We start from the raw sequence: 13,047 nt of genomic DNA, 5'->3' as shown, positions 1-13,047 counted from the left end.
GTGCATGTTCGGGATCGTCGGCATCGTCGTGATCTTCGTGATGGTGTTCGGCGGCTACATGCTGGCCGGCGGCAAGCTGGGCGTGATCCTGAAGGCGCTGCCGTTCGAGATGATCATGATCGGAGGAGCGGCCGTGGGCTCGTTCCTGCTTGGGAACGATCTCGCCACGGTCAAGCAAACGATCAAGGATGTGGGCAAGGTCTTCAAGGGTCCGAAGTGGAAGCCAGGCGACTACCGTGACCTGCTCTGCCTGCTCTTCGAGCTCGTGCGGATCGCGAAGGTCAATCCTGTCGGCCTCGAGGAGCATATCGAGAACCCTGAGGAGTCTTCGGTCTTCTCGCGCTATCCCAAGATCCAGCACGATCATGATGCGATCGAGCTCATCTGCGACACGCTGCGGGCCGCCTCGATGAACTACGACGATCCGAACCAGGTCGAGGAGGTTCTGGACAAGCGGGTCGAGAAGGCGCAGCACCACGCGCTGCACTCCAGCCATGCGCTCCAGTCGATGGCCGACGCGCTCCCGGCGCTCGGCATCGTGGCGGCGGTGCTGGGCGTCATCAAGACGATGGGCTCGATCGACCAGCCGCCGGAGATTCTCGGCAAGATGATCGGCGGGGCGCTCGTGGGCACCTTTCTGGGCGTGTTTCTCGCGTACGGCATCGTCGGCCCCTTCGCGAACCGGGTGAAGGCCGTGGTCGAGGAGGACGGCCATTTCTACAATCTGATCCGCGAGGTGCTGATCGCGAACCTCCACAATCACCCGGCCAACATGTGCATCGAGGTGGGACGGCAGAACACGCCCCATCACGTCCGCCCGAGCTTCACCGATCTCGAAGAGGCTATCAGGGCCCTGAAGCAGGAGGCCGCATGAAACGACTTCCGACCTGCGGGCTGCTCGTGGCACTGGTGGCATTTCCGGCCATGGCGCGCGCCGAGGCTGCCGTGCGAACGGGCGAGCATCCGGGCTACACCCGCCTCGTGGTCGAGGATCCTTCCATCCGCTCCTGGCAGCTCGGGCGCTCGGCTCAGGGCTACCGTCTGCGGCTCACGCCGACCGCTCGGGCCTTTGCGCTGTCGCGTGCCTTCCGCGCCATCACCCGAAAGCGCCTAACCTCGCTCGCGATGACCGAGAATGGCGATCTCGACGTGGGACTTGGCTGTGCCTGCCACATAGAGCCATTCGAGATCCGCCCCGGCGTGATCGTGCTCGACATCCGCGACGGGCCTCCATCATCCACCGAGCACGAGCAACCGCTTCCTGAGGAGAAGGTTTCCGAACCACTTCCTCCGGCTCCGGCTCCGGCTCCTGCTCCGGCGCCCGCCTACGATTGGCGCAAGGTCGCTCCCGCGCCTCTCCGCGCGCCAGCGCTCGCCCTCGAGGCGCCGGTCGTGACGGCGATGCGCCAGTCGCTCGTTCAGCAGCTGAGCCGGGGCGCCGCGGCGGGGGCCGTCGATTTCGCAGGCAAGCCGCCCCCGCCGAAGGACGCCGGGACTCCGCCCGCTGCCAATGTCCGCATCCTGCCCGAGCCCGGGTTCGAGGTGGCGTCCGAAGCTCCTCCGAAGGATCGGTTGACCGCCGAGGGATCGCCATGCCCCGCTGATGAGCGGTTCGACGTTGCCGCCTGGAGGGGCGACAGTCCAGTGGCCGAACAGATCGGCGCCATGCTCGCAGGCCTCACCGGCGAGTTCGACGATCCGCAGGCGGAACCATTGGCCAAGGCTGTCCGCTTCTACCTGAGCCTCGGGTTCGGCGCCGAAGCGCGACAACTCCTCGCAGCATTCCCCGTCGATCATCCGGATCGGGCCCTCTGGGAATCGATGGCCCATGCGTTGGATGGCGAACGCCAGCCGGATGGTCCGCTGGCGGCCATGGCGCGTTGCGATGGAGCCGCAGCCCTCTGGTCGGTGCTCGCCGCCCCGCCCCCAAGCCTTCGTGACGTCAATGTTCCAGCTGTCCTGCGCGCCTTCTCCGGCCTGCCGCCCGATCTCAGGCAGGAGCTGGGTCCGAGATTGGCGGAGGATTTCCTTGCTTGGGAGGATCCGGCCAACGCGCAGGCTATCCGGGAGGCGCTGGTGCGGGGCGCGCGCGAACCGACGCCGGCGGCGACGCTCACCGATGCCCGCCTTGCCGCGGCCCGAGGAGAAGCGCCACCAGCGGCGGACCTCGCGCGGGTCGGCCAGCAGCCCGGTCCCGAAGGGGCTGAGGCGCTGGCGCTGCTCGTGGAAGGTCAGGTGGCGGAAGGCAAGGCGCCGTCCGCGCAGGATGTGCTGAGCCTCGGCGCCTTGTATCACGAGTCCGAGGGAACGGATCTGGGTCAGAGGGTCGGTCGGGCCTACCGCCTCGCACTCGCCGCCACCGGCGACTATGACCGCGCCTTCTCCGGGCGCGCACTCGCGCCCGACGCGGAGGCCGAAGTCTGGCGTATCCTCGCCGTCTCCGGCCCCGACAGCCAGTTGCTCGAGCGGGCCGTTCTCCCGGAAACGGAACCTCTGCCGCCATTGCCCGACACGACCCGCCGGGCGCTGGCGGACCGTTTGCGGGCGCTTGGCCTCGAACGCTCTGCCGATCGATGGCATCCGGCCGAGACTGCCGCCGCCCGGCCGCCGGACGGGCCTCCGCTCCCGCCCATTCCAGCAGATGCGGCCGGCCTGTCGTCTCCCGAAACTGATGCCGCGTCCCTTCCGCCTGCGGCGGCCACATCCCCGTCTGTTCCGGCGTCCCTCGCCCGGAGCCGCGCTTTGGTCGAGGAAAGCGCCCGGGCGCGCCAGCGCATAGAGGATCTGCTGCGCGCAGCGGGCGCCGAACAGTCGCCCGATGGTTAGATGAAAGCCGGGAAGAGGTCGGGGATGGTGCCCCCAAGCCACTGGCGGAAGTCGAGATGCGCGACGGGCTCCATGCGCGCCTCTGTCCAGCACCTGCGCCATTGCTGGCCGAGCCTGGCTCGTCGTGGTGGAGAGAAAGGCGAACGCGCGGCTTCATGTGCCAACCGCCATCTATCTCGAAGCCGCTCATCCTCCGCTGCCGGACAGGGTTTGCCATGGCACCGCTAACTGTTTCCCAAGAAACGCGCCGCATAGTGCGCCGCAGGAAGCCACAGGAGTCTTCAGATGGTCCCTAGCAGCCGCCTGTGCGCGATAGTGTCTGCCGCGCTTATGGGGCTGGCCTTGATGCTCCATGCCTCACCCGCTTCGGCGAGACTTCGGGACGCGGATCTGTGCGAGGAAGCTGCCCGTCGTGCCGCGCGGGCCACGGGCGTGCCGCAGGAGGTGCTGATGGCAATCACCCTGACGGAGACGGGGCGCCGGACCGGCGGCGGGCCGATGCGCCCCTGGCCCTGGGCGGTCAATGTCGCAGGAGAGGGCCACTGGTTCCCGAACAGGGCAGAGGCGGAGCAGTTCGTGGCCGGAGTGCTGGAACAGGGCCGAGGGAATTTCGACGTCGGCTGCTTTCAGCTGAACAACCGCTGGCATGCCGAGAATTTTGCCTCGATGCACGACATGTTCGATCCCGACGCGAACGCGCTCTACGCCGCGCGCTACCTGCAGGACTTGCGGGGCCTGTCCGACGATTGGTCGAGTGCGGCGGGCGCTTATCATTCGGCCACGCCCGAGCTGGCCCGCCGCTACCGCTCCCGCTTCGAGATGCTGCTCGCAGACCTCCCGGCCGCCGCAGCCGGGGGCGCCGTGGCCCGCGTCAACGCCTTCCCGCTCTTCCGCGCGGGCGACGTGCGAAGCACGGGCTCGCTCGTGCCACTCGACGCGCCTGTCCGGCCGCTGTTCGGAGACTGAGAGATGCGTCTGTCCCGGGACCGCCTGTTCCAGCCGACCATCCTGCTGGCGCTTGCCCTCATGGCGGTCATCGTCATGATGGTCCTGCCGGTGCCTGCCTGGATGCTGGACCTGGGCCTGGCCCTCTCCTTCTCGCTCGCCATCCTCATGTTCACCGTCACGCTCTTCATCGAGCGGCCGCTCGACTTTTCGGCCTTCCCTACCGTCCTGCTTTCCTCGCTGATGCTTCGCCTCTCGCTGAACATCTCCTCGACCAAGCTCATCATCGGCAATGGACACACCGGCACCGATGCGGCCGGACATGTCATCGAGGGCTTCGCCAGCTTCATCATGAACGGCAGCGTCATGATGGGCGTCGTCATCTTCTGTGTCCTGCTGATCGTGAATTTTGTGGTCATCACCAAGGGCGCCGGCCGCATGGCCGAGGTGGGCGCGCGCTTTGCTCTTGACGGCATGCCCGGCAAGCAGCTTGCCATCGACAGCGACATGTCCGCCGGTGCCATAGATCACGCCGAGGCCAGACGCCGGCGCGAACAGGAGCTGGCCGAAACCAACTTCTTTGGCTCGCTCGATGGCGCCTCGAAATTCGTCAAGGGCGACGCAGTGGCCGGGTTGCTCATCACGGGCCTCAACATCGTCGTGGGCTTGCTCGTCGGCGTCCTGATGCATGACATGCCGATCGGCCGCGCCTTCGAGACCTACGCCATCCTCACCATCGGCGATGGACTCGTGAGCCAGATCCCGGCGGTCATCATCTCGATCGCGGCGGCCCTTCTCCTGGCGCGCGGGGGTGCTGCAGGCGCTGCGGATGTCTCCTTCTTCGAGCAGCTTGGCCGATTTCCTGCCGCTCTCGCCACTGTGTCCCTCCTGATGGCGCTGTTCGCGCTGATTCCGGGGCTGCCGTTCTGGCCGTTCATGGCGGCTGCGATCGGACTCGGTGCCCTCTCCTACATGGGTCTTCGCAGGACAGAAGAACCACCCGCTACCACCTCGACCGAGGCCCACGTTCCGACCGCAAGGCCTCTGGGAGACGTGCTCGATTTTGACGATATTCACATCGAATTCGCTCCGAACCTCGTTGGGATGGTGCTCGATCCCGCGACGGGGCTCGATGCGCGCATCGTGAACATGCGCAACCATATTGCCGGCGCCTTCGGGCTGATCCTGCCGGAAATCCGGGTGACCGACGAGAGTATGCTTCCTCCCGGCAGTTACAGGATCCGCCTTCAGGGGGTCGAGCGCGTGCGCGATCGCCTCCTGCCGGACCGTCTGCTCGTGCTCCTGATGGAGGGGACCGAGGCGCCGGAAGGGATTGACGTGCGCGAGCCGGTCTATGGCGCGCCCGCACGCTGGATCCTGCCGGACGATCAGGAAAGGGCAGCCTTGGCCGGACTGACTGTGGTCACACCGGCGGAGGTGCTTGCCACCCATCTTCTCGAGGTCATGAAGGGCAATCTCGCGCGTCTCTTGACGCTCAAGGGTCTACGGCGGCTGCTGGACGAATTCACCAATCTCTCGGACCGCAGCCGGGCCGAGGCGAACCGGCGCCTGCTCGACGAGCTTGTACCAGACCGTGTGCCGGTGGATCTGCTGCTCGCGGTGCTCCGTCTTCTCCTGGAGGAGCGGGTGTCGATCCGCAATCTTCCCCTGATCCTCGAAGCCATTGCCGAGGACCGCGCTCTCGGTTCGCCCGAAGAGATCTGCGAACATGTGCGACAACGGCTGGGCTTCCAGATCGTCGCCGAGCTGAAGCGCGAGGATGGCACGGTTCCCCTGATCCAGCTTGCGCCGGAATGGGAGAAGACCTTTGCGGCGCATCAGCTCGAGGGGCGGGGTCTGCGTGACGTGGCGCTGCCACCGGAGGCCTTCAGCCGGTTGGCGAATGGTCTGGCCGAGAAGCTCGCACGGGCGGCCGACATGGGGCTCCAGCCGGCACTCGTGACCTCGACGCTCCGCCGCCGCTTCCTGCGCGCCGTTGTGGCCGCCAAGGGCCTGATCGTTCCGGTGATCTCTTATGACGAGATCGGCACGGAGGCGCGCGCCGCCATGGTCGGCACCGTCCCGGCATGAGCACGCTTTTCGAACGGCTCGCAGAGCTCGTCCTGCTGGCGCAGGATCTGTTCCGCGGAGGATTCCTTGTCTTCCTGCGCGTGGGAGCCGCCATGGCGCTCCTGCCGCCGTTTGGCGAGACAAGCCTGCCCGTCCGCGTGCGGCTTGCCGCCAGCTTCGCCTTCACCGCGATCGTCTTCCCGGCGCTCAGCGACCGCGTCCCGGCCTATGACGGCTCCGTCGCCCCTCTTCTGACGGAGACAGCGGTGGGGCTCCTCCTCGGCGCGTCGCTCCGGCTCTTCGTCCTCGCACTCCAGACGGCAGGAACCATCGCGGCGCAGGCGACGTCGCTGGCGCAGCTGTTCGGATCGACTGCGGGAGAGCCTCAGCCCGTCATGACGAATATCCTGACCCTTGCGGGACTGGCCCTTGCAGTGGCGGGCGGACTGCATGTGCAGATCGCTCTGTTTCTCATCCAGTCCTATGACATCCTGCCCGCGGGCCGGCTGCCTGATCCTGCTGACGTCGCGACCTGGGGACTTGCGCTGGTGGTGAAGAGTTTTGCGCTGGGCTTCATGCTCGCTATGCCCTTCATTGCGGCCTCCTTCATCTTCAACGTGGCACTCGGGATCGTCAATCGTGCCATGCCGCAACTCATGGTCTTCTTCGTCGGAGCGCCCGCGCTGACCTTCGGTGGCCTCGTCCTGCTGGCGCTCGCGGCACCGGCAGTTCTGGGCCTCTGGCTGGGGGAGCTGCGCGCGTTTCTCGAGGCTCCGCCGATGGGGGCGGGACCTCCATGACCGACGGAGAGGAGGACAAGCCGCACGAACCGTCTCCGCGCAAGCTCGAGGAGGCACGGCGGAAGGGCGAGGTGCCGCGGTCGCAGGATCTGGTGACGGCTGCGGCCTATGCAGGCCTTCTTGCGGCGGCAACGACCTTGGGCGACCGGGTCTTGCAGCGCACGGGTGACATCGGCAGCACGCTCCTCGGACAAGCGGACCGGCTGTCGACCCTCTTCTTCGGTCAAGCTCAGGCGCCGGTGGGTGGGCTTCTCGTTGAGGCGGTCTCCGCGGTCCTGCCGCTGTTCCTCCTGCCCCTGCTTGCAGCAGGGGGCGCGCTTCTGGCGCAGAGGTCCCTCGTAATCGCACCCTCCAAGCTCGCGCCGCGGCTCGAGCGGATCTCGCCGCTCGCGGGTCTGCGCAACCGCTTCGGGCGCGCCGCGTTGGTGGACTTCCTCAAGAGCTTCATCAAGCTGCTGCTCGTCGGCCTTCTCCTTGCCTTCTTCATTTCGCGTCGAAGCGACGAGATCTTCGGCCTTCTCTGGATGGAGCCGAAGATCGCACTCGGCACCATGTTCGGCCTGTTTCTCCAGTTCCTGCTGCTCGTGGTGATCCTGTCCGCCGGGGTCGGCCTTGCGGATTACCTCTGGCAGCGGTTCGAGCATCTGCGCCGCAACCGGATGTCGCGTCAGGAGCTGGTCGAAGAGGCCAAGGACGCCGAAGGCGATCCCCATGTGAAGGCGCAGCGGCGGCGGCGGGCGATGGAGATTGCAACCAACCGGATGCTGCAGGATGTGGCGAAGGCCGATGTCGTGGTGGTCAACCCGACCCACTATGCGGTGGCGCTGCGCTGGAAACGGGGTGACAGGCGTGCGCCCGTCTGTGTGGCCAAGGGGGTGGATGAGATCGCCGCCCGCATCCGCGAGCGCGCGATCGAGGCGGGCGTGCCCATCCACCGCGATCCTCCTGCGGCCCGGGCGTTGCATGCGATGGTTCAGGTCGGCGAGGAGATCCGCCCCGAGCATTATCAGGCGGTTGCCGCCGCGATCCGGTTTGCGGAAAAGATCCGACGCAAGATGAAGGGACGGCGGAGATGAAGCGGGCGGCCGAGATCGACCGACTGGAAGGGCTCGCGCGACTGGTGCTGGATCTGCGCCTCGCGGACCTCAGCCGGGTGGCCCGCCAGCGGCAGGATTGTCTCGACCGCCTTGCCGCTCTCGAGCCTGCTGCGGCCGAGGAGCTCGATCCGGTGGCGGCCGCCCGGGCACTGCTGCTCTATCAGGCCTGGGCAGACGGCCGGCGGGCCGAGATCAACGGGACGCTGGCGCGATTGACGGTCGACTGGACGCAGAAGAGCGCTGCGGCCCGGACGGCCTTTGCCCGGACCGAGGCGCTGCGGCTGGTGAAGGCCCGCCTCGGATGATGCGGGCCTGCCTGAACAGGCCCCTCCGGCCTCAGCTGTCCTGACGCATGATGTCGGTGATGAGCACGTCGATGGCGGTGGGGCCGAGCACCGATCGGGCCACTTCCAGCAGCGCGCGGCGCAGGGCGACCAGATTGGCGGCTTCCGTGAAGGCGCCGCGAAATCCGCCGGCGTTGGCATGATCGAAGAGGACGCTCAGCATCCCGTCGCGCAACTTGGGCTCGACCGCATAGACCTGCTCGGTCCCGCCCGGCGGAACCTCGAGGCTGAGCGAGAGGATGACCATCGAGGCCACGCGCCCGTCCTCGATGATCGGCACGATGAACTGGTTGTTGAGCTTGGCATATTCCGGCTGCTCCTCCGGAGTCCCGGAATGGCCCTCGCCGGCCGGGTCGGCGGCGGGGGCATGTGCGTCGGCAGCCGCGGCGGCAGCACCTTCGCCGCCGGTCGCATCGTCCGCGCTCGGAGCCTCGGCGGCGGGACGCAGGAAGAGCCCCGCGCCCACGCCCGCTCCGAGACCTGCGAGCGCCAGGAGAAGGGGGAGAAGAAAGCGCATCATGTCAGAACGGGAGGATGATATCGGCCACCTGCTGGCCGTAGCGGGGTTGCTGGACGTCGGTGATCTGGCCGCGCCCGCCGTAGGAGATGCGGGCCTCCGCGATCTTGTCGTAGGTGATCTCGTTCTGCCGCGAGATATCGCCCGGCCGGACATAGCCGGTCACGATCAGTTCGCGCAGCTCGTAATTGACCCGTACCTCCTGCTGGCCCTGGATGCGCAGGACGCCGTTCGGCAGTTCCTCGACCACGGTGGCCGCGATGCGGAGGGTCATCTTCTCCTTCCGGCGCACCGATCCGTCGCCCGCGTAGTTCGAGGAGGTTTTGGTCGAGACCGCTTCCGCCATCGAGGCCCCCTCGGGGAGATGCCGGTCGATCCGCTGCGGCAGGCCGAAGAAGGACGGCAGGCCCAGCGTCTCGCCACCCGACCGGCTGCGCCCCGTGGAGTTCGAGATCTCGGCACGGTCGTCGATCTCGATCGCCACCGTCAGGATGTCGCCGCGGCGGCTGGCCCGCCGGTCGCCGAGCAGCGAGGCCCGGTCACCCGCCCAGAGCGAGGAGCCTGCGGTGGGCCCGGAATTGGCCACATCCTCGGGCAGCGGCAGCGCATACATCGCATGATACTGGAACGTGTCGTTGGCTGAAGTGAAGGAGGGGGCCTTGCCGACCTCGGACAGGCGGGCGCAGGCGGGCAGGGCGAGCATCAGAAGGATCAGGCGTCGCATGGGATGTCCTTCAGGAGCCGGGGCCGACATGCACCGCGCCGTCTTCCGCAATGCGGCCCGACACGGTGGTGCGCGAGGAGAGGTTCATCACGCGGATCTCGTCGCCCACGCCGCCGCGGGAAAGGGCGCGGCCCTCCGCCCGTATCTCGAGCGCCCCCATCCGGTAGGAGAGCGGCACGAGCTGATTGCGGTCGACGATCGCGGGCGGGCCCAGATCCGCGGCCCGCACCGGTCGTCCGGCATAGAGGGTGACGCGCGCCTCCTGACCCAGGGCCTGCGACAGCTCGGTCAGGGCGCCGGGCATGTCCTGCGGGGCGAGAGCCAGATCCTCGGGGCCGAGGATCGAGAGGGCGCGCAAGGTGCGCGCGGCAACGACCGTCTCGGCAGAGGCCGGCCACGCGAGAAGGAGCAGGAGGGCGACCCTACGCATCACCGCACCTGCGACGTGGCCGCGAGCATCTGGTCGGCCGCGGTGATCACCTTGGCGTTCAGCTCGTAGCCGCGCTGGGCCTTGATGAGCTCGGTGATCTCCTGCACGGAATCGACGGAGCTCTCCTCCAGATATCCCTGCCGGAGCGTGCCGAACCCGTCCTCGCCCGCCGCGCCCGCAATGGGCGGCCCGGAGGCTGCCGTCTCGAGAAAGAGGTTCGAGCCGATCGCCTCCAGCCCCTTCTCGTTCGTGAAGCCGGTGAGCGAGATCTGCCCCAGAAGCTGAGGCTGCACCTGGCCCGTGAAATAGCCCCAGACTTCGCCCGTCGCATCGATCGAGATGCTGGCGGCATCCTGAGGAATGGTGATCCCCGGTGTGACCTCGTGACCGTCCGAGCTGACGATCAGCCCCTCGGCCGAGCGTTTCAGGGCGCCGTCCCGCGTGTAGGCCGACTGGCCCGACGGCAGCGTGACCTCCAGATAGCCGCGCCCGTCGATCGCCAGATCGAGATCTCCCCGCGTCTGGGCCAGCGCGCCCTGCGAGAGCACGACCGAGACGGCCGAAGGGCGCACACCCATCCCCAGCTGGACGCCCGTGGGCAGCATCCGGCCGTCCTCGGCGCTGACGGTGCCGGGGCGCACCACCTGCTGGTAATGGAGATCGGCGAAATCCGCCCGGCGGGCGTTGTAGCCCGTCGTCGACATGTTTGCGAGGTTGTTCGAGATGACATCGACGCGGGTCTGCTGCGCGCTCATCCCTGTGGCTGCGATCTGAAGCGCCTTCATCGGCTGTCTCCGAGTGTTCTGACGGTGGTGCGGATCCGGTCGTCCTCGCGGTCGAGGAAGCTCTGACCCATCTCGTAAGCGCGCTGCACGTCGATCATCCGCGCGATCTCGGAGACCGGCTCGACGTTCGAGTCCTCGAGCGCGCCTTGAACGAGGGTGGCGCCCTCGGCGGGCTCGGTTCCGCCCTCGGCCGAGAAGCGCGTGCCGCCCTCGTGCCGGAGCCCGAGGGGATCGGTGGGCTGCCAGAGCCCGACGCGGCCGATGGGCTGATCCCCGGCCGACAGCGTGCCGTCGGCCGAGAGAATTACCCCGCGCGCATCGGGCGGGATGAAGAGCGGAGCGGCCCCCGCGTCGAGCAGACGGTTGCCGTCCGCATCCACCAGCTCGCCCTCGGCATTGGGCGTGAAACTGCCCGCTCGCGTCAGTTCCTGCCCCTGCGGCGTCTCAATCAGGAAGAAGCCCTCGCCCATGATCGCGAAATCGAACGTCGCGCCCGTGCGGGCGAGGCCCCCCTGCGTGAGGTCGATCCGACGCGCGCTGGCGCTCGCCATCGAGAGCGAGGCCTCGCCCTCGAGCCGTTTCACATGTTCGGTGAAGACGATCCCTTCGCGGCGAAAGCCCGTGGTCGAGAGGTTCGCGATGTTGTTGGCCACGCTCTGCATCTCGCGCAGGAGGCCCGACTGGCGGGTAAGCGTGGTGTAGCCGGCCGCGTCCATCTCAGCGCCCCTCGATCCGCGGAACGATGGAGTCGGTGAAGAAGGCCACGAGGGTCGTCGTCATGAAGCTCATCGAGACCCAGAAGACCAGGAGCATGGCGCCCACCTTGGGCACGAAGGTGAGCGTCATCTCCTGCACGGAGGTGAGCGCCTGCAGGAGGCCTATGGTGACGCCCGCCACCAGCGCCACCCCGAGGAGCGGCGAGGAGATCAGCACGGCGACCCAGAGCCCCTGCCGGAGTGCATCGTAGAGCGCGAGCTCGGACATCAGACCGGCATCCTCAGGATCTCCTGATAGGCCTCGACCACCTTGTCCCGCAGCGTGACCGCCGTCTCGACGGCCATCTGCGAGGCGGCCAGTGCTTCGACGAGCGCGTGGGGATCGGCCCTTCCGGTCATGGCGGCACGGGCGGTTTCTTCCCCCTGGGCCAGAGTCTGCGTGAAGCTTTCAGCCGCACGCTCGAATGCTGCCGTGAGACCCACCGACGGTTGGTCGGGCGCGGCTGCGGTCCGTGCCTTCGCATAGCTTTGTGCTGCGATGGAGGTTCTGATGTCCATTCTGGAACTCCTTTCAACGACGCAGGAGGTCGAGCAGGCTCTGCGTCATCTGGCGCGCCTGATCGAACATCCTGAGATTGGCCTCGTAGCTGCGCTGCGCCTCGCGGGCGTCGGCGATCTCGACCACCAGATCCACGTTGGACCCGTCATAATAGCCGTCCTCGTCGGCCAGCGGATGACCGGGTGCGTAGATCTTCTGCAGTTCGCTCCGGTCGAGCCGCACGGGCCCGGTCGAGACCTGGCCGCTGTCGGGATCCTCCCGGAAGCTCACGGTCTTGCGGTGATAGCCCGGCGTGTCCGCGTTCGCGATGTTCTCGGAGACATGTCGCAGCCGGAGCGCCTGCGAGCGCATGCCGGACGCCGAGAGGCCCAGGGATTGCAGGAGATCCGCCATGGTCACGCACTCCGGCCGAGGCTGGTGCGGACGAGGCGCGAGCTGCTCTGATAGATCGCGAGCGCCATCTCGTGCTGCTGCCGCGCCGCCACGGCCCGCACCATCTCGTCCTCGAGCGAGACCGTGTTGCCGTTGGGCGAAGCCGCGCCCGGCACCTCGACCGGAACGGGATCTGCCGCCGTGGCCTCGGCCGAGCGCAGGTGACCCGGTCGGGTCGTGCGAATGCCCCCGGTACCGGAGGCATAGCTTTCGAAATCCGGCAGGTCCTGCGCCCGGTATCCGGGCGTGTCGGCATTGGCCAGATTGTGCGCCACCACCTCGGTGCGCAAGCCGGCGTGGCGGGCCATGGATTGCGCCATTCTGACGATCTCGAGCTTCTCGAACATCGGGGCTTCTCCCTCGATCGGTTTCACCAAGGCTTAAGGGCGATTCCTTTAGAAAGGGTAAGGCGCGAACAAAGAGGGATCCGATGTCGGGTGAATTTGACGGACTTCTGGCAGAGATCGCGGCGATCCCGCTCCGCCGCCGCTACGGGCGCGTGACCGCGATCGGACGGGGAACCCTTTCCGTCGGAGGCCTGGAGCGGGGCATCGGCATGGGCGACCGGGTGGAAATCTGCGGCGCGGGCGGTACCCTTGGCGGCGAGGTTCTGGGCCTCGCGTCGCACGAGGCGACGATCCTGCCCGACGGCAGCCCGGAAGGCCTGGCGATCGGCGATGCGGTGGCTCTCGTCGGCCCCGCAGAGATCGCGCCGGACGACAGCTGGATCGGCCGGATCGTCGATCCGCTCGGCCGCCCGCTCGACGGCCTCCCGCTGTTTCGCGGCCCGCGCGCGCGGCCC

The 13,047-nt window shown here is 67.7% G+C and carries 16 protein-coding genes and 1 pseudogene; 8 read left to right on the top strand and 9 right to left on the bottom strand.

Annotated elements, in window-relative coordinates:
- Positions 1-4: 4 nt before the first annotated feature.
- The 7 genes from motA (at position 5) to A9O63_RS05760 (ending at position 8,043) form a co-directional block, all read left to right on the top strand.
- The gene (motA, locus tag A9O63_RS05790) at positions 5-874 is read left to right on the top strand and encodes a flagellar motor stator protein MotA (protein ID WP_069331072.1); all 870 of its coding nucleotides are present in this window, start codon (positions 5-7) and stop codon (positions 872-874) included.
- A 50-nt stretch (positions 875-924) separates the two neighbouring features.
- Positions 925-2,826, top strand: a complete 1,902-nt coding sequence (locus A9O63_RS05785; protein ID WP_235836938.1) for a hypothetical protein — start codon at positions 925-927, stop codon at positions 2,824-2,826.
- A 450-nt stretch (positions 2,827-3,276) separates the two neighbouring features.
- The gene (locus A9O63_RS05780; protein ID WP_235836937.1) at positions 3,277-3,792 is read left to right on the top strand and encodes a transglycosylase SLT domain-containing protein; all 516 of its coding nucleotides are present in this window, start codon (positions 3,277-3,279) and stop codon (positions 3,790-3,792) included.
- A 3-nt stretch (positions 3,793-3,795) separates the two neighbouring features.
- Positions 3,796-5,862, top strand: coding sequence for a flagellar biosynthesis protein FlhA (locus A9O63_RS05775; RefSeq protein WP_069331070.1), 2,067 nt, complete (start codon positions 3,796-3,798; stop codon positions 5,860-5,862).
- On the top strand, positions 5,859-6,641 hold the full coding sequence (locus A9O63_RS05770) for a flagellar biosynthetic protein FliR (protein ID WP_069331069.1): 783 nt from the start codon (positions 5,859-5,861) through the stop codon (positions 6,639-6,641). The genes A9O63_RS05775 and A9O63_RS05770 overlap by 4 nt, the downstream gene beginning before the upstream one ends.
- A complete protein-coding gene (gene flhB / locus A9O63_RS05765) occupies positions 6,638-7,717 on the top strand; it encodes a flagellar type III secretion system protein FlhB (RefSeq protein WP_069331068.1) in 1,080 nt (359 codons plus the stop codon). The genes A9O63_RS05770 and flhB overlap by 4 nt, the downstream gene beginning before the upstream one ends.
- On the top strand, positions 7,714-8,043 hold the full coding sequence (locus A9O63_RS05760; protein ID WP_069331067.1) for a hypothetical protein: 330 nt from the start codon (positions 7,714-7,716) through the stop codon (positions 8,041-8,043). The genes flhB and A9O63_RS05760 overlap by 4 nt, the downstream gene beginning before the upstream one ends.
- Before the next feature lie 31 nt (positions 8,044-8,074).
- On the opposite strand, the gene A9O63_RS05755 is transcribed toward A9O63_RS05760, so the two are convergent.
- The 9 genes from A9O63_RS05755 to A9O63_RS05715 are packed head-to-tail and all read right to left on the bottom strand — an operon-like array spanning position 8,075 to position 12,592.
- Positions 8,075-8,602, bottom strand: coding sequence for a flagellar basal body-associated FliL family protein (locus A9O63_RS05755; RefSeq protein ID WP_069331066.1), 528 nt, complete (start codon positions 8,600-8,602; stop codon positions 8,075-8,077).
- A 1-nt stretch (position 8,603) separates the two neighbouring features.
- Positions 8,604-9,323, bottom strand: coding sequence for a flagellar basal body L-ring protein FlgH (gene flgH / locus A9O63_RS05750; RefSeq protein ID WP_069331065.1), 720 nt, complete (start codon positions 9,321-9,323; stop codon positions 8,604-8,606).
- Between the two features lie 10 nt (positions 9,324-9,333).
- Positions 9,334-9,753, bottom strand: a complete 420-nt coding sequence (gene flgA, locus A9O63_RS05745) for a flagellar basal body P-ring formation chaperone FlgA (protein WP_069331064.1) — start codon at positions 9,751-9,753, stop codon at positions 9,334-9,336.
- Positions 9,753-10,538 carry a flagellar basal-body rod protein FlgG gene (gene flgG / locus A9O63_RS05740; RefSeq protein ID WP_069331063.1) on the bottom strand — a complete coding sequence of 262 codons (786 nt, stop codon included), beginning with the start codon at positions 10,536-10,538 and terminating at the stop codon, positions 9,753-9,755. The genes flgA and flgG overlap by 1 nt, the downstream gene beginning before the upstream one ends.
- Complete coding sequence (locus A9O63_RS05735; RefSeq protein WP_069331062.1) at positions 10,535-11,254, bottom strand: flagellar hook-basal body complex protein; 720 nt, start codon at positions 11,252-11,254, stop codon at positions 10,535-10,537. Before A9O63_RS05735 ends, flgG begins: the two co-directional genes overlap by 4 nt.
- A gap of 1 nt (position 11,255) precedes the next feature.
- Positions 11,256-11,522, bottom strand: coding sequence for a flagellar biosynthetic protein FliQ (locus A9O63_RS05730; RefSeq protein WP_011338882.1), 267 nt, complete (start codon positions 11,520-11,522; stop codon positions 11,256-11,258).
- Entirely contained in the window at positions 11,522-11,812 is a 291-nt protein-coding gene (gene fliE / locus A9O63_RS05725; protein ID WP_069331061.1) for a flagellar hook-basal body complex protein FliE, read from the bottom strand. The genes A9O63_RS05730 and fliE overlap by 1 nt, the downstream gene beginning before the upstream one ends.
- A 13-nt stretch (positions 11,813-11,825) precedes the next feature.
- On the bottom strand, positions 11,826-12,206 hold the full coding sequence (gene flgC, locus A9O63_RS05720; RefSeq protein ID WP_069331060.1) for a flagellar basal body rod protein FlgC: 381 nt from the start codon (positions 12,204-12,206) through the stop codon (positions 11,826-11,828).
- A gap of 2 nt (positions 12,207-12,208) precedes the next feature.
- Positions 12,209-12,592 (bottom strand): FlgB family protein, encoded by a 384-nt coding sequence (locus A9O63_RS05715; protein WP_069331059.1) that lies wholly within the window; start codon positions 12,590-12,592, stop codon positions 12,209-12,211.
- Between the two features lie 83 nt (positions 12,593-12,675).
- Here A9O63_RS05715 and fliI point away from each other — a divergent pair.
- A pseudogene (gene fliI / locus A9O63_RS05710) lies at positions 12,676-13,047 on the top strand (flagellum-specific ATP synthase FliI); the annotation flags it as partial.

Origin of the sequence: Cereibacter johrii, from assembly GCF_001720585.1 — a bacterium.
In the GTDB taxonomy this organism is placed as follows: Bacteria; Pseudomonadota; Alphaproteobacteria; order Rhodobacterales; family Rhodobacteraceae; genus Cereibacter_A; species Cereibacter_A johrii.
Note: the sequence above shows the minus strand (reverse complement) of the source record. Positions and strands in the feature narration are given on the sequence as shown.